General features: G+C 62.9%; 20 protein-coding genes and 1 pseudogene. 10 read left to right on the top strand and 11 right to left on the bottom strand.

Going from position 1 to position 23,586, the window contains the following annotated elements; genetic code table 11:
- Window positions 1-344 precede the first annotated feature (344 nt).
- Window positions 345-1,109, top strand: coding sequence for a pirin family protein (locus tag NDI56_RS17935; RefSeq protein WP_417936034.1), 765 nt, complete (start codon window positions 345-347; stop codon window positions 1,107-1,109).
- Window positions 1,110-1,507: 398 nt separating this feature from the next.
- Here NDI56_RS17935 and NDI56_RS17930 read toward each other — a convergent pair whose 3' ends face one another.
- The 3 genes and pseudogenes from NDI56_RS17930 to NDI56_RS17920 form a co-directional block, all read right to left on the bottom strand.
- Entirely contained in the window at window positions 1,508-2,782 is a 1,275-nt protein-coding gene (locus NDI56_RS17930) for an orc1/cdc6 family replication initiation protein (RefSeq protein ID WP_310921070.1), read from the bottom strand.
- Between the two features lie 1,205 nt (window positions 2,783-3,987).
- Window positions 3,988-4,215 (bottom strand): annotated as a pseudogene (locus NDI56_RS17925) (glutaredoxin family protein); the annotation flags it as partial.
- 73 nt (window positions 4,216-4,288) lie between these two features.
- A complete protein-coding gene (locus tag NDI56_RS17920; protein WP_310921069.1) occupies window positions 4,289-5,509 on the bottom strand; it encodes an FAD-dependent monooxygenase in 1,221 nt (406 codons plus the stop codon).
- Between the two features lie 322 nt (window positions 5,510-5,831).
- Here NDI56_RS17920 and NDI56_RS17915 point away from each other — a divergent pair, with 322 nt between their 5' ends.
- A complete protein-coding gene (locus NDI56_RS17915) occupies window positions 5,832-6,218 on the top strand; it encodes a nuclear transport factor 2 family protein (protein WP_310921068.1) in 387 nt (128 codons plus the stop codon).
- Between the two features lie 98 nt (window positions 6,219-6,316).
- On the opposite strand, the gene NDI56_RS17910 is transcribed toward NDI56_RS17915, so the two are convergent.
- Window positions 6,317-7,204, bottom strand: coding sequence for a prenyltransferase (locus NDI56_RS17910; protein WP_310921067.1), 888 nt, complete (start codon window positions 7,202-7,204; stop codon window positions 6,317-6,319).
- A gap of 200 nt (window positions 7,205-7,404) precedes the next feature.
- On the opposite strand from NDI56_RS17910, the gene NDI56_RS17905 reads away from it, so the two are divergent.
- Window positions 7,405-8,367, top strand: coding sequence for a UbiA family prenyltransferase (locus tag NDI56_RS17905; protein WP_310921066.1), 963 nt, complete (start codon window positions 7,405-7,407; stop codon window positions 8,365-8,367).
- A 71-nt stretch (window positions 8,368-8,438) separates the two neighbouring features.
- A complete protein-coding gene (locus NDI56_RS17900) occupies window positions 8,439-9,323 on the top strand; it encodes an alpha/beta fold hydrolase (RefSeq protein ID WP_310921065.1) in 885 nt (294 codons plus the stop codon).
- A 38-nt stretch (window positions 9,324-9,361) separates the two neighbouring features.
- Here the strand turns inward: NDI56_RS17900 and NDI56_RS17895 are convergent, their stop codons facing one another.
- A complete protein-coding gene (locus NDI56_RS17895; protein ID WP_417936033.1) occupies window positions 9,362-10,222 on the bottom strand; it encodes a UbiA prenyltransferase family protein in 861 nt (286 codons plus the stop codon).
- Window positions 10,223-10,325: 103 nt separating this feature from the next.
- Window positions 10,326-10,940 (bottom strand): phosphoribosyltransferase family protein, encoded by a 615-nt coding sequence (locus tag NDI56_RS17890; protein ID WP_310921063.1) that lies wholly within the window; start codon window positions 10,938-10,940, stop codon window positions 10,326-10,328.
- Between the two features lie 657 nt (window positions 10,941-11,597).
- On the opposite strand from NDI56_RS17890, the gene NDI56_RS17885 reads away from it, so the two are divergent.
- Together NDI56_RS17885 and NDI56_RS17880 are read left to right on the top strand one after the other, a co-directional pair.
- Window positions 11,598-12,626 (top strand): GDP-mannose 4,6-dehydratase, encoded by a 1,029-nt coding sequence (locus NDI56_RS17885; protein ID WP_310921062.1) that lies wholly within the window; start codon window positions 11,598-11,600, stop codon window positions 12,624-12,626.
- The gene (locus NDI56_RS17880) at window positions 12,623-13,594 is read left to right on the top strand and encodes a GDP-L-fucose synthase family protein (RefSeq protein WP_310921060.1); all 972 of its coding nucleotides are present in this window, start codon (window positions 12,623-12,625) and stop codon (window positions 13,592-13,594) included. Before NDI56_RS17885 ends, NDI56_RS17880 begins: the two co-directional genes overlap by 4 nt.
- 125 nt (window positions 13,595-13,719) lie before the next feature.
- Here the strand turns inward: NDI56_RS17880 and NDI56_RS17875 are convergent, their stop codons facing one another.
- From NDI56_RS17875 to NDI56_RS17860, 4 genes are all read right to left on the bottom strand, one after another.
- On the bottom strand, window positions 13,720-15,063 hold the full coding sequence (locus NDI56_RS17875; RefSeq protein WP_310921059.1) for a cytochrome P450: 1,344 nt from the start codon (window positions 15,061-15,063) through the stop codon (window positions 13,720-13,722).
- Between the two features lie 509 nt (window positions 15,064-15,572).
- Window positions 15,573-16,400, bottom strand: a complete 828-nt coding sequence (locus NDI56_RS17870; protein WP_310921058.1) for a hypothetical protein — start codon at window positions 16,398-16,400, stop codon at window positions 15,573-15,575.
- The gene (locus tag NDI56_RS17865; protein WP_310921057.1) at window positions 16,397-17,608 is read right to left on the bottom strand and encodes a PQQ-binding-like beta-propeller repeat protein; all 1,212 of its coding nucleotides are present in this window, start codon (window positions 17,606-17,608) and stop codon (window positions 16,397-16,399) included. Before NDI56_RS17865 ends, NDI56_RS17870 begins: the two co-directional genes overlap by 4 nt.
- A 594-nt stretch (window positions 17,609-18,202) precedes the next feature.
- A complete protein-coding gene (locus NDI56_RS17860) occupies window positions 18,203-18,679 on the bottom strand; it encodes a hypothetical protein (RefSeq protein WP_310921056.1) in 477 nt (158 codons plus the stop codon).
- Window positions 18,680-18,842: 163 nt separating this feature from the next.
- Between NDI56_RS17860 and NDI56_RS17855 the strand changes: the two genes are divergently transcribed.
- Window positions 18,843-19,286, top strand: coding sequence for an SRPBCC family protein (locus NDI56_RS17855; protein WP_310921055.1), 444 nt, complete (start codon window positions 18,843-18,845; stop codon window positions 19,284-19,286).
- 301 nt (window positions 19,287-19,587) lie between these two features.
- Here NDI56_RS17855 and NDI56_RS17850 read toward each other — a convergent pair whose 3' ends face one another.
- Entirely contained in the window at window positions 19,588-20,079 is a 492-nt protein-coding gene (locus tag NDI56_RS17850; RefSeq protein WP_310921054.1) for a hypothetical protein, read from the bottom strand.
- A 292-nt stretch (window positions 20,080-20,371) separates the two neighbouring features.
- Between NDI56_RS17850 and NDI56_RS17845 the strand changes: the two genes are divergently transcribed.
- From NDI56_RS17845 to NDI56_RS17835, 3 genes are all read left to right on the top strand, one after another.
- On the top strand, window positions 20,372-21,283 hold the full coding sequence (locus tag NDI56_RS17845; protein WP_310921053.1) for an SDR family NAD(P)-dependent oxidoreductase: 912 nt from the start codon (window positions 20,372-20,374) through the stop codon (window positions 21,281-21,283).
- Window positions 21,284-21,546: 263 nt separating this feature from the next.
- Window positions 21,547-21,717, top strand: coding sequence for a DUF1289 domain-containing protein (locus NDI56_RS17840; RefSeq protein WP_310921052.1), 171 nt, complete (start codon window positions 21,547-21,549; stop codon window positions 21,715-21,717).
- 230 nt (window positions 21,718-21,947) lie between these two features.
- Entirely contained in the window at window positions 21,948-23,585 is a 1,638-nt protein-coding gene (locus NDI56_RS17835) for a DUF7343 domain-containing protein (RefSeq protein WP_310921051.1), read from the top strand.
- Window position 23,586 lies beyond the last annotated feature (1 nt).

The following is a 23,586-nucleotide window of genomic DNA, read 5'->3' as shown; positions in this document are numbered from 1 at the left end:
CGGAAGCCGTCGGAAGACGGCCGTGCGCTCTAAGCGAACACCCGCCGACACCCAGAGGGCGTCAGCAGGCCGTCGACCCGAGCACGCTGCCCGGGGCGACCTTCGCATCATATCCGATGGGAGGGGAGTATATAAATGAACGGTCTCAGAGGCGCCCTGTGCCGGCCCCACACGGCGCACACGTGAAGGGTTGACAGTGGCCGGAGTATCGCCAACTCTCGTCGAACTCTGTGGTTCGTCCGAGCGAGGGACTCGGTCCTGAGCTCTTCCCGAATCTGAGTTCCTGACTGCCGGGACGTCACTGCTCAGAACCCATATACGAGCGGACCGCGTACGTCCGACGAATGGACGAACATCCGCCCACCGAAGCCGGTCCGCCGATATATACGGCGCCGCGGACACAGGTGTCTCAAAACCAGGGAAAATTCAGAATTCATCTCAATTTCCCCGGGCACGCAGTTCCGGAACACGATGACCACGGTTACGGGCCACTCGCGACGGTCGTGGAGTCGTTCATGGACCCCGGCACGCTAATTCGGATGCACCAGCATCGCAACGAGGAGATCGTCTCGTGGGTACCCGACGGCGTGATGCGTCACGACGACCGGCAGGGCAACGAACTGGTCACGGACTCCGAGCACCTGATGGTGATGAACGCCGGCAGTGGCTTCTGGCACGCCGAAGAGACCTACGGGGATGACCCCCCGCTGCGGATGTTACAGATCTTCGTTCGGCCACACAGTCTAAATTTGGAACCGAACATCCAGCACGGACCGATTCCGGATGCTGCCCCTGACGAATGGCGGTACTTGTTCGGCCCTGAAGACGGCGATGCGCCGCTGTACGTCCGTAACGACGTCCATTTCTATGACTGTCGACTCGACCCAGACGCCACTGTCACACTGCCATCGCGAGCCGGCTGTGTCACATACCTATATGTCTTTGATGGAGCCGTGACAGTCGAGGACGAGCCAGTCGGCTACACGGAAAGCGCCCTCGTGCCTGCCGACAGCGAGGTCCGTGTGACCGCGACCGAACGATCAACTGTCGTCGCCTTCTGTATCAACCCCGAAGCCCCGATTACTCGACAGGGAACTATCGGCCGGTAACACGGGTCTGGGCTCTCCCGATGGCAGGGCACTTGTGCTGAAAACGACAAGGGAACACTTCGATAGGGGAGTCTCCTGTCGTTCGTCTCGGAGAACAACTGTGCCTGACAATGTAACAGGGATAGTTTTCAAGTGGAGGTGCAGATACGTTAAAACAGCGGTAGAGTGCCTCTATATCGAATATTCATATCGATAGAGGTGTGTACGGTCGATAGCTACAGAGGCCTCGAAGCCGAGTTCTGTTCGCGAGAACACATCGATAGAGGTGTGTGGTCGACTCAGTACGACAAATCGGCCGAATCTCGGCGCAGGACTCGGAAAAACACATCGATAGAGGTGTGTCCCCGGTGAGAGAGTCGAAGCGGGTTCAGCGCTTCGAGAGGGAGTGGACCCGCGTTTCAGGTCTCGTTTCGTATCTGTGCGCTGACCACTGATTTGACCTCCTCCTCGGAGACCATATCGATGCGGGAATCCTCACGCAGTGTCTCGAGAATCGTTTCCGGGGACTCGCCGAACTGGAACTCCAGAAACATCCCCGAGCTCGGACCGTGGCTGCGTCGTTCGAAATCCACGAGGGAGTACGTCGTGAGCTCCTTCATCTTGTTGACGTACGTCTCCTGGTGATACTGATCTGCGCCGATAGAGTCGGTGAGGAACTTGTACACCTTATACCCGGTCGTGCTGCGGGCAGACCCGTTCTCCGACAGGGATGCCACGGCCGCCGTCGCGTAGAGACAGAGCTTCTTTTGCGTGCTGATACCCCGGATGACCTCTAGCACCCGGTTTTTCTCCACTTTATCCTGTGCCTGTCGGACGTGGACTTCCCGGACGTAATCGTCGCCTTCTCGTTCAGCGAGTTCACCGGCCACGCGCATCAGGTCGATCGCTTTGCGGGCGTCACCGTGTGTCTGGGCGGCGAATGCGGCGGCCAACGGGATAACGTCGTCGTCGAGAACGTCCTCGTAGAACGCATCTTTCCGACGGCGGAGGATGGACTGGAGCTGGTTCGCGTCGTAGTCGTCGAAGTGGACGTCCTCGGGAGTGAACGAACTGAGCGCCCGGCTGCCGACGGAATCCATCATCTTGGTGTCGTTCGAGATCGCCACGACGGAGATGTAGGCATCGAGCTCGCCGTTGGACCCGGCTCGCGAGAGCTGGTACAGCAAGCGCGAGAACGCGGGGTCCTGCTTGTCTCGGCGCCCCACGAGCATATCGAGTTCGTCGAGGACGAACACGACGGAGTCGAAGTTCTGATTGACGATACGGAACAGTTCGTCCCACTTTTCCTTCGTGGCGACGCCGTGTTTCGGGACCTCGATTTCGACGTCGGCTGTATCTGCAGCCCGGCTGACGAGCTCGTACACGGCGACGCCGAGTGTATCGAGGTCCTGGCAGTTGACCTCTATCGTTCCAAACCGGATATCCCGGGTCTCACAGACCTTGCTGATGTTGTTACAGACAGCCTTCGTAATGAGAGATTTGCCCGTCCCGGAGGGACCATACAGGAAGAGATTCGGAGGGCGATTGTCACCGAGCGCAACACGGAGCATCTTGGTAATCTCCTGTAACTGCTCGTCGCGGCCCACGATTCGCTCTTCGGAGACCACGTGATTCGGGTCGAGGAGTGCTCGTTCCCGTATCAGGCCCTCCTGGTCGTCGAACTCTAGCAGCATATCTTCTATCGACTGGGAACCGGGTGAGCCCTCGTCCGTGACCCCGTCTGACTCGGCCGGCTCCCGTGACGAGGAGGAATTCGTCCGCGTGGAGTCTGTGTCTGCCGAAGCGGAAGTAGTAAGCTCAGCTTGAGAGGTCTCCGTCGCCTCCGACGTGTCGGACGTATCACGAGTCGGCTCGGAGTCGTCCGCGTCCATATCCACGTCCAGACATGGTGGTACCAAAAGTCTTCCCCAACCCCTGTCGAAGTGTATTTATTCGTAAGACGCTCCAGAGAGCAAATATCGAAGGGGATGCTGTAAGAAGTCCCCATTGTAGCCGTAGCCACCGACGAAGTGAGAACGGCAAGACACACACCCCTCTATCGATGTGTTCGAGGGATATTCGAGGAGGGGGTGATCTGGCGAGCGTAATCGGTCGAGGAGGACTGTGGGCGGAGATTCTGCTCGTGACTCGTTCTAGTGGGACTCTGCAGCGGTTGCGAAACGGAGCTATTTCTTTTCTTTCTAGTTTTCTAGAACAACACAACACACACACCCCTCTATCGATGTGTTCGAGATGTTCCGAACGGACCCATCAAAATTTCATCACGTACCGCAGTGCCATCTCTGCGTAACGTCCCTGATAACCAGTCTAACCACTCGTATCGACTGTTCTGTGTATCTCACCGCTCTTTCGATGTCGAGTAGAGGCCACACAGCCATCCTATGAACACATCGATAGAGGGGTGTGTCTCCCCGTTCCCTCTCAACGGAGTGAATCGACCCTCGTGACGGTCGTCGAGTCCGACTGGTCGGGACCGTAGTGGCGCTGACTTCAAGAATGAGTCCTGCTGTAATCGTACCAATGCACAGTATTTCTAGATGTACTGTGAGTACTGTGAGTGCTGTGGGTGCTGTGAGTGCTGTGAGTGCTGTGGATGCTGTGAGTGCTGTGAGTACTATGGGTACTCGTCCACGGGCGGTACAACGGACCGGCGTCGACATTGCCTGCGGCCAGTTAACCAACACACCGGCGAAAAGCGGATGTTGTTGGTTAACGGGCCGGACGTGAAAACCGTCCGGCGAAACACTCGGGGGCACTGACCGCGCAATCGGGTCACCGACGCGTGGTGGCGTCTGCGAGTGAGGCCGCAAATATCGGCGTTTCGCGGGCCTCGCCGGCGCGTACGAATAGATCGTTCCGGGAAGCCCTCTCGGGCGTCGGTCCGTTCGAGATGGTCGACGATATCGCAGCTCTCGGCCATGCCCGAGACGTCGTTTCCGGGGTCGACGAGCACTGGCACGCCCGACTGTCCGCTCACCCTTCTCACGTCCCGACGGAGAAACCGAAACGGCACGACGTCGTGCTGTTCGTACTCCGGCCCCAGTTCGTCGAGTTCGTCCTCCACCTTCGCACAGTACGGACACCCGGACAGCCGATACAGTTCGATACACGTAGCGTAGCGAGCCTGCTTCAAATAGAAACGGGGAGAGACGGTAACCGCGTTACCTCCGGCTCACCCTTCAGGTCTCTCGCCAGTATTTCCAGAGGTAGCGGAGATCGCGGGGATACAGGAGCTTGGCGATCTCGAACTTGTTCCCCTTGTTGATGTCCGACACGATATCGCGATCCAGCTCGTTCAGGTCCCGGACGAGCTGATCGTATCGGTCGTTGGGAGCGAGATACAGCAGCCGCATCATCATCAGACGGCGGTCCTGTCGGGTGGCGACCTCCTCGTGCCAGAGGTCGTCGTACACCGCCGTCTCTGGCGCCGATGTGTCCACCGAGCCATGGAGGCACCGGTCAGCTGTCATGGCCGCTGCACGACCCGATTTCATGCATTTGTAGATTCCCTCTCCCCAGACTGGATCGACCGACGGGACGGTGTCACCGATCGCGATGAAGGAGTCGGTGCTCATAGACTCCGGGGGCTGGACGTGGGCAGAGCCTCGAACCTGCGTATCCGCGACCCGTCTGGCGTCCTGAAAGCGCGGATCGGTATCGAGCCAGTGTTCCAGATACTCGTTTACGGTCCGATCTTGGCTCGAATGCTGGCGGTAGCTTTCGTTCTGGATGTAACAGACGCCCACTTTCGCAGTGTCTTCACCGGTGTGGAAAATCCAGGAATACCCCCCAGGTGCGTAGGTGTGATCGAGTCGTAACATCATCGAATCGGTGAGGTCGGCGTATCCCGGATAGTTCAGATCGACGCCCTCGAACAGGTACTCTATCCCGATTGCGTGGTTCTGGCGTTCGAGATCGACAACGCCCAGGTCCTTCGCGAGCGTCGCTGCTGGTCCTGTCGCGTCGATGACGATGTCCGCGTACAGTTCCGTATCACGGTTGTATCTGATACCGACGACCTCCCCGCCCTCGACGATTGGGTCACGGACGCGTGCGTCAAAGCGATACTCCACGCCGTTCTCTCGGCCGTCGTCGACCAGGAACTGTTTGAAATCGCCGTATTCCAGCACGAAGCCCGGTTGGTCCCTGACGAAGTGTTCGTTCGGGGACTCGAAAACCACCGAGTCCGTCCCGTGCATGACCACGTCGTCCGGGACCCCGAACGAGGTCATCATCGACGCGAAGGTTCCACCGGTGGACTTGTCGCTCTGTGCCGGGAAGGCCTCCTCGGACTCTGTTTCCAGGACGACCACATCGTACCCACGCGTGACGAGATCCCGGGCGCACTGGGCCCCGGCCGGGCCTGCGCCAGCGATTGCCACCTGATAGCTATCGCTCATGTGCTGTGGGAGTGTATCGCGTTCGGGAGGAAAAGCCCGCTCGAACGGGCCGAACGACACCGCTCTCCGCTGTTTTTCCTCTGCGTTTCCGCGCTGTCGATGACGCTGCTGTCCGTTTGACGCTGTCCAGTTTCACACGGCATTACGAGAAACCAACACATGTCGGATGATAAAGATGACGAACCAGTGTCTCGCTTCCGCTCGGACCGCGGCTGTATTTCGGTCAGCTCTCCACCCACCGTCGTTAACTGTCCCGAAAATACCATCCAGTATGGACAATATATTTACCAGTTCTGGATGTACAATTACCCGGACTGAAACAATGGATGCGACCACAGACGAGCTCACAGTAGACGATGTACACCGCATATTCGAGGCCTGGGAGGACAAAGACCCAGTAACCCCTTCGGAGTACTGGGCCGAAGAGGGCGTGTATATCGACCCGCACTATCCGGACGACGAATATCGGGGCCCGGAGGAAGTACGACGAGTACTCGAATCAGGGCTCGAAGAGAGCATCGCCCAACCCCGGCTCACGATTCAGAACGTGTGGGAAGATGGGGACGCGTTTGTCGTCGAAGTTCGGACACACCACACACTGATAGACGAAACCGAGGTGGACTATCAGCAGGTGTTCGTAATCGAGACCCGCGACGGTAAAATCACCCGATGGCAATCGTATCTGCCGTTCAAACGGCCCTCCGAATAGCGGGTAGCGAGAGCCGACACAGGTGGGCGCTCCGTTTTGCTTACCGTATCGAACGTTCCTCCGGGACCGTCCAATCTCGCCGCCAGCCGGTCGTCCGCTCAGACGTGTTTGAGAACCCCGCCGATGATGACCACGCCGAACACAGCTATATTGATGAACGGTATCGCGAGATAGAGGTCTTTGAGTTCTCTATCGCTCCAGAGCGTGTAGATGAGCCCGACGGTGAACACCGACATCAGGGCCGCTGCGGGCAGGCTTTCGAGCGCTATCAGCGCCGGCGCGAGCAGCCAGAGGGCGAGGAAGAAGGCGATTGCCCGCTCTCGTCCGAGGAACGTGGCCGTCGTAGTCAAGCCCGCTTCGCGGTCGGGTTCGATGTCTTCGATCGCGCCGATGATGTGATATCCCATCCCCCATGCCCACGAGCCGGCGATAATCGCGAGCGGCGGGAGCGTTCCTGCGATTGCAGCGTAGGCCGCGATGGGGGGCAACAGCAAGGTGCTGGTGATAAACGAGTCGATGAAGGGTTGGGCCTTCAGTCGGATGGGCGGCACGTTGTACAGGATGGCCGCGCTCGCGAGTATGGCGAGTGGAACGAGGACCAGTGGATCGGTCGACAGGAGGACGACCGAGGCCATAAGCAACCCACTCAGCAGGATGAGCGCCATGTTGATCTTGTCGTGTTTGTACATGACGGAGGGGGTGTCCTCGTCCAGTTTTCGCGGGTTCATCTGGTCTGTATCGACGTCGAACGCGTCGTTCATGCCGTACACGTAGAGATTCCCGGGAAGTGAGAAGTAGACGAGAAACCAGAACGACGTCACGGAGAACACCTGATTCAGGGAATCAGCAGCGTACAAAACGGCGAAAGTAATCGGTAACAACATATGAATCCACCAGATGGGCCTCGACATCTGGAACAGATGCAACGCACGGTCGCTCACGCTGTCGTACGCGTCGCCACTCACTTCGATTGATTGCTGTGACATGTTCAAATAGTGGAAGGTTTGTTTCTCACATTAAATTTACGAAATGTAATCTAATATTAACTTTTATAGTACACGCTAAAAAACATGACTGTGTGACACCATCGAGATTCGAACCTGACCGGGCCAAAGACCAGTTTCGCTTCCGTTGTATCGGCGGCTATTCGTGACAATTATAGAGAAATTAAAATGCGACTACTAATATGACGTTCGGAGCGGTGGTGCTTATGCCGGGTCCCTCTTCGATTCTGGGGTCGGTGTGGGGAGGCGGTGCGACAGTAACGATTGCCCTGTTACTTGCTGTGTTCTCCTTCGGGTATCGAAGCGACCTCTCGCCAGTCTTAGACCGGATTCTGTCCATGCTTCCGATTACGTTTGTCTACATCACGCTGACTGGGGTCGGCGTCGTCTTTCAGGCCGATGCAACGGCGTGGACGAGGACTAACTGGCTCTACGTGGTGACCGGGTTCGTCTCGATGTCGCTCGCCCACTGGGGGCAGTGGTTTATCAACGACCTGACTGATATGGACACCGACCAGTTCTCGAACGCGGACCGGCCGCTCAGTCAGGGGACCCTCTCCGAACGACAGGCGCTCGTCGCCGGAATCACGCTGATGACGTTCGGAACGCTGTTCGGTGGAGTGGTCCGGCTCGAGGCCGCCGTTGCCATCTTCGCGTGGGTCGGTGTGGCCATGGTCTACACGCTGCCACCGCTCCGGTTGAAAGACGGCGCGTACAGCGGCATGATTTGTTTCGGGCTGTTGGGAACTGTCGCGATACTGTTCGGTAGTCTTCTTATCTCGGAGACACCGACCCAGCAGGTCTGGCTGTTAGTCGCCGTGTTACTGGTCGTTATCCCCCTCAACAGCTCCTATCAGGATCTCCCCGACGAGGAGGGCGACGCCAAGGCGGGCATCGACAACTTCGTCGTGCGATACGGTTCGGACCGTATCAGTCGGTTCCTCGCCGTTAGCTTCCCGCTATCTTTCGCGGCGACGGCCGCGGTCTTCGGGTGGTATCTGGCACTCCCGGCGTTCGCTTTACTCGGACTTGCGGTGACGTACCTGCTGATGACGTGGGATGGTGGCGACGAAATCGACCCGCAGGTATCGTCGGTCATCGGCCTGTTCTTTGTTCTGTTGGCCGTTTCCGAGTTCCTCTGGTAACTAGCGCCACCTCTGTCAGATAATTTTTGTTTCATAAACATTGAAATGTATGCGCCGAAAACCGTGCGACGATGCCTTCCAACCGTCACCACCCCGCGCCCGTGAGAGACGAACTCCCCGACACGACGGTGGTCTCTATCGATTCCGAGACGGACCTAGAGACGCTGCACGTTCCGGGTCAGGGACCGGCTCTCGTGTTCGTCCACGGCGGATTAGGCTCGCTGTGGAATCACTACCTGCAGTTCGAGTATTTCCGAGGTGAGCGTGAAATCGTCGCGTATTCGCTGGCCGGGTACGGCGGGTCGTCGGCTCCCCCAGTCGGGTCGATGTTCGAGCACGCGAAACAGCTCAGAAAGCTACTGGACGAACTCGGTGTCGCCGACGTCGTCATCTGTGGGTGGAGTTACGGCGCCGCAATTGCGCTCGAATACGCCAACGAGTGGTCCGTCAGTGGGTTGGTTCTGGGTAACGGTGCCGATAACTCTCTGACTCCCTGGTGGGAGCCGCCGCTGGTAAACGGCGTTCTCGCCTCGGGTCTCTATCGGCTGTTCAGGGGAGAGACCGTTCCGAAGTCGTTTCTGCGGTCACGGATATTCCACAGTTCGATGCCCGAATCCGCGCTCGACAAATTCATCGAAACACAGTCCTTGCCACTGCCAAAGTCCTCGTGGGAAGTGCTGCGGAGTTTCTGGGGATACGACAGGAGTGACGGGACCCACGACATCGAGGCGCCAACCGCAGTCGTACACGGTCCGGCGGACGGACTCGTTCCGGCCGCGGCGGCACGGCAGACTGCAGGGAGAATCCCCGGGGCAGTGTACTGCACGTTCGAGCGGTCCGGACACGCGGTCATGTTCGAGCGACCACAGCGGTACAACGCGCTGGTCGAACTGGTCGTCGACTCCGCACGTACCGGAGACGAGCTTGCACCGCTCGTCCGTGAGCGGTTCGGGTAGCGGTTGAAGAGACACTGCACCACTACCACGGACCGCTCTCACCCCCAGTTGGCCAGCAACAGACCCGTCAGGGCCGCGTAACTTCCGACCACGTTCCACTCGACGACTCGGCGAACCGTCTCCGCTCGCACTCGACCGAACGCGAACCCGGCCGTGACCGCGAACACTACGCCGGCAAGGGCCACCGGGACCACGGTGCCAACCCCCTCTGTGACGGTCCCGAGGAGGATAGCGAACGCGACGGTACAGCCCCCTACGACTAGCCCGACAGTCCGTCGCGAGAGGTTTCGCCCGAGCGACTGGATGTCCGCTTCTCTGTCGCCGTCACGGTCCAGAAATGCACCGACAGTGTCGTGAGAGAGGTCCCAGACCCACGTCGCGGCGAACATGACCAGGAGCTCGACGCCCAGCCCTCCGTAGACGAGCCATCCCATCACACTCGCCGTCGACACGCTCGTCACGGTGACGAGCGTCGAGATACCCGGAAGCCCGAGTTTGTTGAACACGAGCGGGTCCGAAGCGAGCACTGCGAGCAGGACGCCTACGGCGAGGAGAAACATCGGCCCGACGACGACGGCCAGCAGCAGACCGACGGCGAGCATTGTCAGCGACACGACCAATGCCTGTCGTTTCGTGACTCTGCCCGATGGAATCGGTCGATGGGGCTTTTCGATCGCGTCAGACTCGGCATCGAAGTAGTCGTCGATGGTCAGCGCCGCGCCCCGGACGAACAGCCAGCTCGCTAACCCGGCCACCGCGAGTGGGCCGAGCGGGCGACCGCCGGAGCCGAGCACGAGTGGCAGGCAGAATATAGCGATGTCTACTGCGAAGTACCGTACAGGGGTGACACGGTTGAACTGGACGACGGCACGGGCGTAGTTTGTTGCCGACACCGGCATCACCCCTCAGTGGCACTCACCAGTGGAGTGGCCGGTAGGGGCGGCTCGAACCGGCCACAGACAGTCTGATCGATAGAGGACGTGACACAGGCACTCATACTGGTCACTCGACGATTTCGACGCCGTCCTCGTCCGCCAGAATGCCCACCTCTGTCGACACCGACACGCCGGTCTCCGCTTCGACCCGTTCGACGCCACCGTTGGTACACTTCTCGACGACACAGTGGGCGCCTTCGACCGACGCTCCGGCCGCCCGTACCGCCTGAATCATCGCTGTCATCGTACCACCGGTGCTGATCGTATCGTCGACGATAGTGACGCGGTCGTCACTCGAAACGCCGTTCAGATAGAGCTGTCCGGAGTAGTATTCGGAATCCATGTCGATTTCGACCTGACACTCCTCCTTTGCATCTATCTCGTAAGTGTACCAGCGGGCGACAGCCAGTGGCAGCTCTAGTTCTTTCGCCACGATAACACCTATCGGCAGTCCTTTGTCCTCTTCGACAGCGATGACGTCCGTCTCGGCCGAGATACGGTCACGTATCAGTTCGGTGGCCGCCGATAGCGTCTCCGGTTGCAAGGCGGGCAGCTGATCCGTCAATTCGTTTACCGTCGTAACGTAGTCCCTCGACTGTGTCACTCCGGCGTTTCGGTAGACGGATTTGATTCGTTCGGCGGCGCTCGTCTCGTCGCTAAGTTGTGCGATATTGTCAGTCATGGATTAGGACCAATCCAGTACGTTCTACCAGACATTTCAATGAAATAATTTTTGGTATTAGCTGTCATTTACTGAAATTACGCCGTCCGGCTTCTGTGTGTCCAACCGAGGCGGTTGAGGGGATTCCGGGGCAGGCAGAGGTAGCGCTCTGCACACCGTTGAGCGAGAGCGAGAAATCGGGAAGCAAGCTCTGGGCCGTTGCTTCCGTCGTGATTTATTCACAGACAGCTACCGTTTCCGAACCCAGCCGCTCACACACTACTGTTTGTAGTCATCTCGCGGATTGCGGGCCGAAGCTGGCTGCGGATTCCGACGGAGTCAATCCGTTTCAACTGCCACCGTAGCAGTACGACGCCGGGACGGGCGGCCAGTCCGACGCTACTCGACACGCCGGTTGTGGGCTGTATTTTCCCGGGTAAACCGCGTATACAAGCGATTATACCGGCACTACTTCCCGCTCGGCCGCCCGGTGAACGGACGAGCACGCTCACAGTTCGGTGGGCCCTGCTGGGCCCGAAGCCGCACGCAACGGTAGTCGGAGGGGCGAGCGTGTCGACACCAACTCCAGTTTTCGTGTTATAGGCTGGGTAACAATTACGAAACTAATCGGTATGGAAGAACGTGCTAAACCTAGAATCCGAACTCTCAGGCCGCCCGGTGTTCGTTACGGGCGCCGCCGGTTTCGTCGGGAGCCACCTGGTCGATACGCTCGTAGAGCACGACGCGAACGTCCACGCGTTCGTCCGCGCGACCTCCAGCGGTGAGCTCGGCAACATCACCCATCAGGCGGACGAAATCACCGTCCACCGCGGTGACCTGCGCGACAAGGCGTCGGTCGAGAACGCGCTCTCGGCGCTGCAAGGGACCGGTGACGCCATCATCTTCCACCTGGGTGCACAGGCACACGTCGGCGAATCCTGGGACCGACCCTACGACACAGTCGACTCGAACGTCGTCGGGACGCTGAATCTGCTCCAGTCGTGTATCGACCTCGACCTCGACATCGACAAGTTCGACACCGCGGGCACCTCCGAGGAGTACGGCAACGTCAACGAGGAGAAAAGCGACCTGTACGACTACGCGACCGACGGGGGGGTGCTCCTCTCGGAACGGTCGCCGGTGAATCCGAAGTCCGTCTACGCCACCTCGAAGCTGACGGCGGACTTCCTGACGATGAACTACTACGACGCCTACGGGCTGCCGACCGTGACCACCCGGATGTTCAACAACTACGGGCCGCGACAGAACCCGCGATACATCACCGGGACGATAATCACGCAGGCCCTGGAGCGTGAACAGATAGAGCTCGGTGCGCTCCACCCCAAGCGGGACATGTGTTACGTTCAGGACGGCGTCCGCGGGCACCTCCACGTCGCGCTGGCCGGTGAGTCCGGCGAGCAGTACGTCTACGGCTACGGGGAGAACGTCACGATGCGCGACTGGGCGAACATGATTCTCAGCGTCGGCAAGGACCACGACTACTGGGGCGAGCGGGAGATCGTCCAGCGCGACGACCGGTTCCGGCCGGGCGACAGCGACGTGGAAGAGCTCCGCGTGGGCTACGAGAAGATAAACCGGCTCACCGGCTGGGAGCCGGCCGTCAGCTGGGAGGAGGGCATCCGGCGGACCATCGACTGGTACGCCAAGAACCCACAGGCGTGGAAAATGCGGGTGGACTGGCGATGAGACGCGGCTACTGGGACGGCAAATCGGTCGTCGTGACGGGCGGTGCGGGGTTTCTGGGGGGACACCTCGTCGAGGCGCTCCGGCAGCGGTCCGACGACGTCGACGTCTTCGTCCCGCGGTCGGCGGAGTACGACCTCAGGAACCGCGAGGAGATACGCGCGATGCTCCGGGACGCCGACCCGGACGTGATTATCCATCTCGCGGCGTCCGTCGGCGGTATCGGCGCGAACCGCGACAACCCGGGCCGGTACTTCTACGACAACGCGGTCATGGGTATCGAGCTGCTGGAACAGGCGCGGCGACACGGCGTCGAGAAGGTGACGCTGCTGGGGACCATCTGTGCCTATCCCGAAGTCACGCCGATTCCGTTCCGCGAGGAGAACCTCTTCGAGGGGTTCCCCGAGGAGACCAACGCCCCGTACGGGGTCGCCAAACGGTCGCTGCTCGTCCAGTCACAGGCCTACCGGAAGCAGTACGACTTCAACAGCATCTACCTGCTCCCGGTGAACCTCTACGGCCCGCGGGACGACTTCGACCTGGAGACGTCCCACGTCATCCCGGCGCTGATACGCAAGTGTATCGAGGCGCGCGACAGCGGGGCCGACACCGTCACTGTCTGGGGAACCGGCTCGCCAACCCGCGAGTTCCTCTACGTGAAAGACGCCGTGACCGCCATCCTCGACGCGACCGAGACCTACGACCGGTCCGAACCGGTGAACCTCGGAAGCGGCGAGGAGCTGTCCATCGAGGCGCTCGCCGAGAAAATCGCCGAACTGACCGGGTTCGACGGCGAACTCGTCTGGGACACGTCCAAACCGGACGGCCAGCCGCGCCGGAAGCTCGACACCACCAGAGCCAGAGCGGAGTTCGGATGGGAGGCCTCGACGGCCCTGACCGACGGCCTTCGCGAGACGATCGAGTGGTTCGAGGCGAACCATCCCAGCCAGCGCGACCGGGTCGAGCAGTAGCGTGACGACAGTCGGTGTGTGAACGGCGAGGTGACACCAGTAGCGACCGTACTCGCACCAGCACGGCGGGGAGCCGTGCTCACCCGACACCGTCCGCTCAGCGATTCCCTGTACCGGTCAGGCGGCTAGTCCACTGGCGACACTGTCGCCCTCACCCCGTCGCCGGGTCGGAGTGTCGGCGTCACCAGCAGGTCTGACAGTTCGTCCCGGGGCACGTCCAGATCGAAGTCTCTGGTGAGCGTCGCCAGCGCGACACGGGCCCCCATCGTCGCGAAGCCGCGCCCGATACACGAGTGGGGACCGCTGGCGAACGCGAAGTACGCCCCGCGCTCGTCGGGGCTCTGGTCGTCCCAGCGCGACGGGTCGAACTGGGTCGGGCTATCGAAGAACCGCTCGTCCCGGTGGACGGACCACTGGGGCATGATGACGAGCGACCCGTCGCTGACGACGTACTGCCCGAGCTGCTGGTCACCCTGCGCCCGACGGATGACCGCCCACGCGGGCGGGTAGAGCCGGAGCGCCTCGGTGATCACCTGGCCGGTGTAGGTCAACTGTTCGGCGTGCTCGTAGCCCGGCTCGTCGTCGCCGATGACGTCGCGGGCCTCGGCGCGGACCCTCTCGCGCACCTCCGGGTGCCACGACAGGAGGGCCTGCGTGTACGTCGTCCCGAGCGCCGTCGTCTCGTGTCCGGCGATGAGAAACGAGACGACCTGGTCGCGCAGGTGGTTCTCGGGGTACTCACCCGACTGCTCGGCCAGTAACAGGAAATCGAGCATGTCGCTCGGCGTGTCGTTGGCACCGCCACTCGACCGCTTCGTCGCGATAATCTCCTCACCCATCCGCTTGAGACCCTCGGCGACCTCCCGGGCGTCCGACGAGGGGCGGTCCGGGAACCACTCCGGCGTGATGGTCGTAACCGAGAGCTCGAACTCCGAGGCTGCGCCCTGTGCGAGCCGGTGCATCTCGCTGGCGCCGTCGGCGCCGATGTCGGTACCGAACAGGGCCTGGGTGGCCGCTCGCACTGTCACCGTCGTCATGTCGCGGTGCAGATTCCGGTCCGTCTGGCCGGCTGTGACGGCGTCGCCCCACTCTTCGCGGAGCCGAACGGCCTGCGCCCCGACGCTGTCGACGTACGTTTCGAGCGGCCCGCCACCGAAGCCGGGCGCGATCGCTTCCCGCTGTCGTCGCCAGAGGTCGCCCTCCGTCTGGACGAGCCCGTTTTCGGCGATGAGCGCCGCGGCACCGCTGGCCGGCACCCGCGAGAAGTCCGCTATCCGGTCCATCGCCTCGTGACAGAGGTCGGGGTTCGTCACGACGACGATGGACGGTCCGGCCGGTATCGACACCTCGACGCCGTCGCGATACTGCGACTGCATTACCGAAAGAAAGCGCAGCGGTGAGCGGACGAACCGGAGCGCGTTGAAAACCCCCGAATCGGGCGGGTTGGGAAGCCGTTGGCTTTGCTCCATGTCACAGGCTACGGCCAACCCGTCTTCACAGTTGCGATAGTGTCAACCTATAGCAATGAGGTGGGTGCGTAGCGGCCGACGGGTCCCGCCGTTCCCGTCGACATCAGCCCGATTAGTCACCGCATAGTAAGGTGGTGGGAGTACGATAGTCCTCTCCGGGACACGGACCCAGTGGCGCCATGGGTCATGCTTGTCAGCATCGGAAGGGTCCTGGTCCCGTGTGTCTGCGGCCGGGCACTGGGTCCGCCCGGCCACTCATCGACGCCGTGAGAGCCCTGTCGGTCCGGACAGGCGTGGTCCAACTCAGTTGACACCACAAAACCTATTTCCGGGTAGCCGTCACTGTCGGCGTGGGCGACGGTCCCCGCACTGGCCCTGACCCCGCCACAGTACCGGGACTTGCCCACAGCGTGGTTACGCCGGGCACTGACCCCACCCGGTGTTCGCGTTTTCTCAGTGGCCGTCGACGATTCCGCGATGAATGTGGGGTGGGCTCGCTGTTCGCCACGTCACCGGCCGATGGTGTCTGTTTCCTGCCTGTCAGCCGCAGGTGGAGTGGTCCGACCAGTGTGACGGACGAGCACGGCTAACGAGAGGGCGTGCGCCGGGGCGACGATAGCCGTACTCAGAAACCCCCCGGCGACCGGAATCTGTGCGAGGCCCCACGAGCCGAGCCCGAGCACCACGACGAGCCCGAACACTGTCCACCCGATGCCGTAGGACCGGCGCTGACTCTGTCGGAACGCCGTCCGGTACGATTGCCCAGCGACAACCAGTCCGGGGAACAGGAACAGTCGCACTGCGAGCACCGAGAACAGGACGACGGTCACGAGCCCGACCAGCAGGTTCGACAGGGTGACGCGTGGCGTGCCCAGCCACTGTGGGAGAAACCCGACGAGGGCCAGTACCACGCCGTATCTGAGGACGGCGGTTCGATCCGTCTCGACGTCGAGCGCCCGCTGGAGTGTGAGATAGCCACCGGCGCCGACGGCGACGAGGACGAGCAGTTCGAGGCCGACCGCACCGAGGAGATACGGTACGCGGAGGTCGACGAGTGCACCGACGGCCCTGACTGTCCGTGACGTGCCCATGGGAACGAGCGAAAACTGCACGTTGACCGTCTCCCGGAACGAGGTCGGAACCTGCATCGGAATCGGGTCCACGGTGCGAATCCAGTCGGCGAGCCCGACGACGAGCCCGGCGACGGTGAACGGCACGACCTGGCGAGGCCGGCGACGAACAGCGGTCGCCACCGCACGCAAGACGGCCCACACCGTGAGTTCGGCGAGCGGTCCACCGCTCGGCTCAGAGTGGCGACGGTCCATCGGCGGTGTCACGAGGCTCCCTCCAGCGCGAGAACGCCGTGCGCGGTCGTGACGAAGAGCCTCCCGTCACCGATTATCGGTGTGGCTATCGGATAGTCGTCGGGTTCGAACGTGAACCGCTGTGCCCCCGACCCGGCGTCGATGGCGACGAGAGTGTGTCTCGATTCGACGGCGTACACGACACCGTCGGCCACGACCGGCGTCGACTCGCCGTTGAAGGGCGTGGTCCACAGCGACTCGCCCGTGGCCAGGTCCAGCGCGTGCATCGCGTCCTGGCTGTCCGAGAGGAAAACGCGCCCGTCGGCGACCGCCGGTGCCCCCTCGGTGACGTTCGCATCGAGCGACTGTTTCCACAGGGTCGCGCCGGAGGCCATGTCCAGCAGATACACCGCGTCCCGCGTTTGTACGACGAGTCCATCGTCGGTCGCGACCGGTGCCAGAACCATCTGTTCGTCGAGCTCGCGCTGCCAGTCCTGCGTGCCGGTCGCGGCGTCGTACGCGGTGGCCTGGTACGGCCAGTTCGTGACGAAGACGCGCCCGTCTGTGACGGCTGGGCGCTTGATTTCCACGCCGTAGCCGTCCTCCTCCCTCGGTGTTTGCCGCCAGTCGACTGCCCCGTCGTTGGCGTCGAGTGCGACAATCGAGTCGGCCCCCGGCGGGGCCGCGTACACTGTGCCGTCGTCGGTGACCGGGTCGACAGCCATCGGTTGCCCGAAGAAGCCGCCCCCGGCGGCCCGCGGACCGGTCCACCGCCGGGCGCCGATTGCGGCGTCCACACCGGGCAGCGCGATGCCGCCGCCGGCGTTCAGGCCGACCACACCAGCGGAGCCGGTCACCGCGAGCGTATCGGTGGTGTATATCGAGGCCCGGACTCGGGCCGGGGTCGAGCGGTACTGGCCGGCGCGCTCGAACTGGGTCGCGCCGGTGTCGCTGTCGAGCGCGACCAGTCCGTCGTGGGTCGCATACAGCGTCCCGTCGAGGTGAACCGGCGGGACCGGCCGGCCGAAAGACGACGAACTGGTGTACGTCCAGGTGACCTCGACATCGTCTTTCGGTCCCGAGGCTGTCGGATGCGCGCCCGTCCCGGCGGGGTCGTATCTGGCCATCGGCCAGTCGACGTCGCTGGCGGCGGCCGTCTCACCGGCATCGCCCGTGGGTGCCACTGCCCCGGCGACAGCGACCCCGGCGAGGGTGAGAAAGTGGCGTCTGGTGGAGGGCATCACCCTGAGTGTTACAGTCGAGCACAATAGTCCTTCGTCTCAGTCAGCGCCGTGGGGCTGTGCCTACGGCGCGGCGCGCCCGTCGAACGGGCCAGTTCAGTGGTGGGCAGACGACCACGGTACCGCTGTGGGTCATCGACGTTCGTTCCCGCAAGGAGAGAGAAAGCATTATATTACCGGCGTTGGCACAGACCCGTTGGGGATTGGGCCCACACGTGAAGTCTGTCGCACTGACGGTGCCACCGTGGGTCCGTGGCACCGGCCGGGCACTGGGTCCGCCCGGCCCGTCGTCGACGTTTCCGTGTCCCACCGCTGTGAGACACTTCTGACCGGTCGCTCCCGATACAGCTGCCACCACGAAACATACTGCGTGGGTGGCGCTACCGACTGTCCGGGTGACGGTCCCCGCGCTCTCCCTGACCCACCGGTGTCCGGGGACCGGCCCGTAGTGTGCTCGTGTCGGGCGACACGTCGCCCGATTTTTGCGATTCGTCGGTCGCGGCCCCGGTCAGACGGTCGGTGACCGCCGTTACCCGTCGACTCGGGTCACCGATGCCCGACAGCCCTATGGCCGTACAGCGAGTAACGCGCCGACTACGGCTCGTCTCTCACTGTACTGCCGATGACGAGCGCCGCGGCGATGATGACCAGGTTCTTGATGATGTACTGGCCCTCGACGGTCAGCGCGTAGGGGAACGTGACGTAGACGACATCGGGGAGGAGGACGAGCGGGAGAAACGTCCCCGGGAGCTGGATGGCCAGTAGCAACAGGCCGACGCGGGTAAGCGGCCGATAGAGCAGGCAGAGCCCGATGAGGACCTCCCAGACACCGAGTACGGGGACGAACAGTTCGGGCGGGACGATATACACCGTCGACGCGACGAGGTCGGCGGCCGGCGAGACGCCGAGTACCTTCAGTCCGCCGAACCAGACGAACACGATTCCGAGGGCCGCTCGCAGGGCCGGAACGCTCCATCGCTCCATCAGCGACGTGAGGGTCGCATCGACCGCGTCGAACCGCTCGCGATAGTTCAGCCACGGCTGCTCTGTCTCTGTTTCTTGGGCCGTCATTATTCTACCAAATCGTACGGTCTCAGCGGTCTAAAAACCTCTTAGCCCCTGATTGATAGTGGACGTCCGTAGAGCGAAAGAGGGAGACACAGCTGTTCCAATCGGGCGTCGAAGCGGGTCCCGTGGGGGAGGACTATCATCGCACGGACCGAAGACGGGGTGTATGGATGCACGCGGCCGCACCGTCGTGGCCCGGCCACGGAAGGCGGTGTTCGAGTTCATGGACGTCCCGGAGAACCAGGCCCGTATCTCGCCGCGGTTGTCGGCCGTCGAGACCGTCGGCACGCGCGACAACGGCGCCAAGCGAGCGACCTACACCTACCGGCTGTTCGGGCTGGCGTTCGACGGCGAGGTACGGGGCATCGACCACGACCCGCCCGAGCGGGTGACCTTCGAGATGACCGGCGACATCACCGGCCACATCCAGTGGGAGTTCGAGCCGACCGGCCGGGGGACGCGGGTCACGTACGCCGCGGAGTACGACCTCGGGTTGCCGTCGGCTGTCACCCGGCTATCGGGGCCGCTCATCGACCGGTTCAACCAGCGGGAGATAACTCGCACGCTAGAGAACCTCCGGCGAGCGCTGGAAGCCACCGAATCGCCGTAGGTAACCGGACGGTGGTGGGCGGGACGAGGGGGTGCACGCCAGATCGCTTCTCCGCTGGCGCGGTGTCCACGAACACCCCGAGAAGCGTCCGCCTTTCGGCCCGGGAGACGCTGTCTCAGCGGCCAGCGGACAGCCCACAGTCGCGAACGAGTGAGTGCACCTCGTCGGAGTCCGACAAACCGCCGTCGTTCGGACGCTCGATACCAGCGAAGCCAGTTCGGTCTCACGCAGACAGTCCGTCCATAGACCGTGTCGTCGGGCGGCCAGTGACCCCGACCGGGCCGCGGCCGGTGAGCCGACGCTAGTCGTCGCTCGTGGCGACCGTCGCCGGCGTCTGGTCGTCCCCGGGAACCGCCGCGTCGATAGTGGCGGCGTAGTACCCAGCGAGGCTGGCGGCCGCCGACAGGGAGTACGAGTGAGCCGCGGCCTCGTCGCTGGTGGGCTGGACAGCGGAATGGCGGGTGATACTGAGCGGTTCGGCGAGCAGTTCCTGCTGGGAGAGCGAGGTCAGACGGCGCTCCCGGCACGCAGCCGTGAGAACGGCTGGCTCGGGATACGTGGTGGTGACGACGTAGCCGTGGAACACGAGGTCGTCCGAGATACAGGCCTGGACCGCGATCTCGTGGGACTGCTCACCACCGCGGGTCGTGAGCACCAGTTCCGGAAGCGAATCGAAGCGATGGGTCACCTCGGGCAGCGTCGGATACGTCACGTCGAACTCCCATTCGGACGGGACGGTACCGATGACGTCGAGGAGAAGGCGCTGATTGGAGGTTGGGGTATTGTCTGTCATAGGTTCGCTGCGACTCTATATCGCCCACCGGCGAGCGGCGACCCTAAGGATTTCGAAGCGAGCACGACCGGGAAAATGAACAACATTTTATACACGCGGAGATAGGGGCAGTTCGACAGCCGACAGTGCCGTAATCGAACGAGCAACTCCCGATAGTTTAGCGAGTTGAGTATTCCTGCGTGCGACCGCAGCGAACCGCAGGTAGCGTTTCTCACGAAGCGTCGGCCGGCCAGTTTCGACTCCGGCCCCCATCGACAGTACCTGTTTGTCCGTGGCGGCCGTACGGGACCGTATGACCGGGTCGCCAGAGGCACTCACGGGTGTCACGGATGTGGACTGCACCGGGCAGCAAGCGCTCGTCACCGGGTCGACGAGCGGTATCGGCCGGGAGGCCGCGCTGGCACTGGGCCGGCTCGGCGCCGACGTCGTCGTCCACGGGCGGGACACAGCAGTGGGCGAGGCGGTCGTCGACGAGCTCACCGAAATCGGCGCCGATGGGACGTTCGTCCCGGCGGACTTCGAGAGCGTCGACGAAGTGCGGTCACTGGCCGAGACCGTCCGGACCGACACCGACGGGCTGGACATCCTCGTCAACAACGCCGGCGGGCTGTTCCGCGAGGGCCGACTGACCGACCTGGGCGTCGAGCGGACGTTCCACGTCAACCACCTCTCGCCGTTTCTCCTGACAGCCGCCCTCCTAGACCACCTCCGGGACGGCGCCCGCGTCGTCACCACCGCGTCGGCGGCACACCGGGGCACTGCGCTGGATACGGCGCGGGTGAAAAGCGTCGAGCGATACTCGGCCTTCTGGGCGTACAGCCACTCGAAACTGGCAAACGTTCTCTTTGCGACGGAACTGGCTCACCTGCTGGATGTCTCGGACCGGCCCATCACGTCGAACAGCGTCCATCCGGGCGCGATTCCGGGGTCCGGTTTCAGCCGGTTTCTCCCGGGTCCAGTGCCACAGCTCGTCCGGGGCCTGTCCGCCGTACCCGGGGTCACCACCGTCGCGGACGGTGCCGCGGAGCTGTTGTTCCCGGCCGTCTCACCCCGGACTGCGGATATCTCCGGGCGATACTTCGCCGACCAACAACCCACGAACCCGTCGAGTGAAGCCCGTGACGCGGACGCCGCCCGACGGCTCTGGGAGTTCAGTGCCGAGGTCCTCGACATCGACACCCCGCTCGAACCGCCCGAGCTGTAGCACTGCTGGCGGTGACCGCAGCAAGCCCCGTCTCTGTACCGTCTTTCGAGGCGGAGAGACACCGCAAAAAGCGAGCGGGTCCAGCCCCAGCGGCACCGACGAGACAGTGAGCTAAGCTATACCGTATAGCTGAGCTAATTGGCGACACCGACGAGGGCGCTCTCGTTCCCGTCGCGGCGACGATAACTGGAGTCGCCGTGCTTTAGGAGTCGAGGCCACGCTTTCCGAACGTATACAGTACCGCGACTGGTAGTCGGCGTACGATGGCGGAGAGCCCCTGTACGAACGTCTGTGCCGTAGCTGACGGTGTCTGCGTCGGCTGCGGGCGGACGGTGAGCGAAATCGCGTCGTGGCGGTCGATGACCGACGCCGAACGGGAGCGCGTCGTCGACGAGATTCGACGCGGTAATCGCGAGTATCCGAAGCCGGAGTAGGTCTCGACGGCATTCCGAGACAGCCGGCGGTATGGAGCAGTCCAGATTCGCCGGGACTGTCCGGTGGCCCCTGTCGATTCAGGTCGAATCCGAGCGACAGTGTACGGTATGTCCGGGTCAGATGTCAGTCATGCACAACTATTTTGTGTAGCGGTTCGTGGTAAATTTACAATATGACTGGGTCAAATGTAACGCGGTTGGTAGTGGTGGGTCTCGTGGTGGTAGCAGCGATGGGACTGATCTCCGGTGTCGCGGGCGCCGCCGAGTCGGGCGAACACCGTCCCAACGAGACGAGCGGAGCGATCACCGGCGAGCAGCTGACACATGCGGTCGACAGCGCTGCCAACCGAACCTCCGTCTGGGGGTTCACCGAAGCGGGACAGCCCATAGAGACGTACCGTCTCAGCGTCCGGACCGAGACGACGGCCCCCAACGCGGAGCTCTGTCTCACGCAGAACGGGACCACGACGTGCCAACCAGTCGGCAACGGGACCGCTGTCACGTTCCCCGTGGCGGGCAACACGTCGACCAGCCCGTTTGCCGTGACGCTCTCGCTCCGACAGCAGCGCAGCGGCGCCGTCCTGGACACGGAGACGCTGACCGTTCGACAGCTCAGCCGGTCAGGTGACCTCGATGGGGACGGGCTGCAGAACGCGGCCGAACTCGCCGTCGGCGGGAACGTCTCGGTGCCGGACACCGACGGCGACGGCCTCGCCGACGGACCGGAAGTCCACCAGTACAACACGTCCGTGAGGCGGGCGGACACGGACGGTGACGGACTGAACGACACCGCAGAGATTACCGAGTACGGCACGTCCCCGGTCGCGGCCGACACCGACGGCGACGGGCTCTCCGACGCGACGGAGGTGAGACTGGGGTACAACACGACAGCGCCAGATACGGACGATGACGGCCTGCGGGACGGTGCGGAGTTGGCAGCCGGGACGGACCCGGCGACGGCGGACACGGACGGGGACGGGCTGTCGGACGGCCGGGAGCGCAAACTCGGGACGGACCCGACGGCCGCTGACACGGACGGGGACGGGCTGTCAGACGGCCGGGAGCGCGAACTCGGGACGGACCCGACGACCGCTGACACGGACGGGGACGGTGTGTCGGATAGTCAGGAGCGGGCGCTCGGGACTGACCCGACGACCGCTGACACGGACGGTGACGGGCTGTCAGACGGTCGGGAGCGCGAACTCGGGACCGACCCTCAGACAGTCGATTCCGACGGTGATGGTCTGTCTGACGGCCGGGAAGCCCAGCAGCTGAACACCGACCCGACTGCGACGGACTCGGATAGCGACTTCCTCGACGACGGTCTCGAAGCCGGTCTCGGGACGAACCCGACGACGCCGCTGACCGCGACCTGGCTCGTCGGGCTCGTACTCGGCGTGGTCATCGGCGTCTTGGCATCGGTGGCAGCGATACAGCGGGGTCTCGTCATCGCAGTGGTCGACCGGCTCCGTGCGTGGAGATACGCGGCGGTTCAGTCGCTGTGGCCGTCGACCGACGGTGCCCGGGACCGGTCGGCCGAGTCGGTCAGTCAGCGGACGCCCGCCGCTCGGCCCGACCCGTCGGCCACCGCCGAGTCGGACCCCCTCACAGACTCGGAGGTCGTCACCCGGATGCTCGAGGCCGAGGCGGGGCGGATGCGCCAGAGCGAGATCGTCGAGGCCACGGACTGGTCGAAATCCAAGGTCAGTCGCCTGTTGTCACAGATGGCCGACGCCGACGAGGTGGTGAAGCTCCGGGTGGGCCGTGAGAACCTCATCTGCCTCGACGGGGCCCAACCCGCGGCCTTCGCCGCGGACCGGGTTCGGGATGGCGTGCCCGACGGCCCTCCCGGCGCTGCTCATAATTAGG

Origin of the sequence: Halomicroarcula saliterrae, assembly GCF_031624395.1 — an archaeon.
GTDB classification, from domain to species: Archaea; Halobacteriota; Halobacteria; order Halobacteriales; family Haloarculaceae; genus Haloarcula; species Haloarcula saliterrae.
This window is presented reverse-complemented; position numbering and strand designations above follow the sequence as displayed.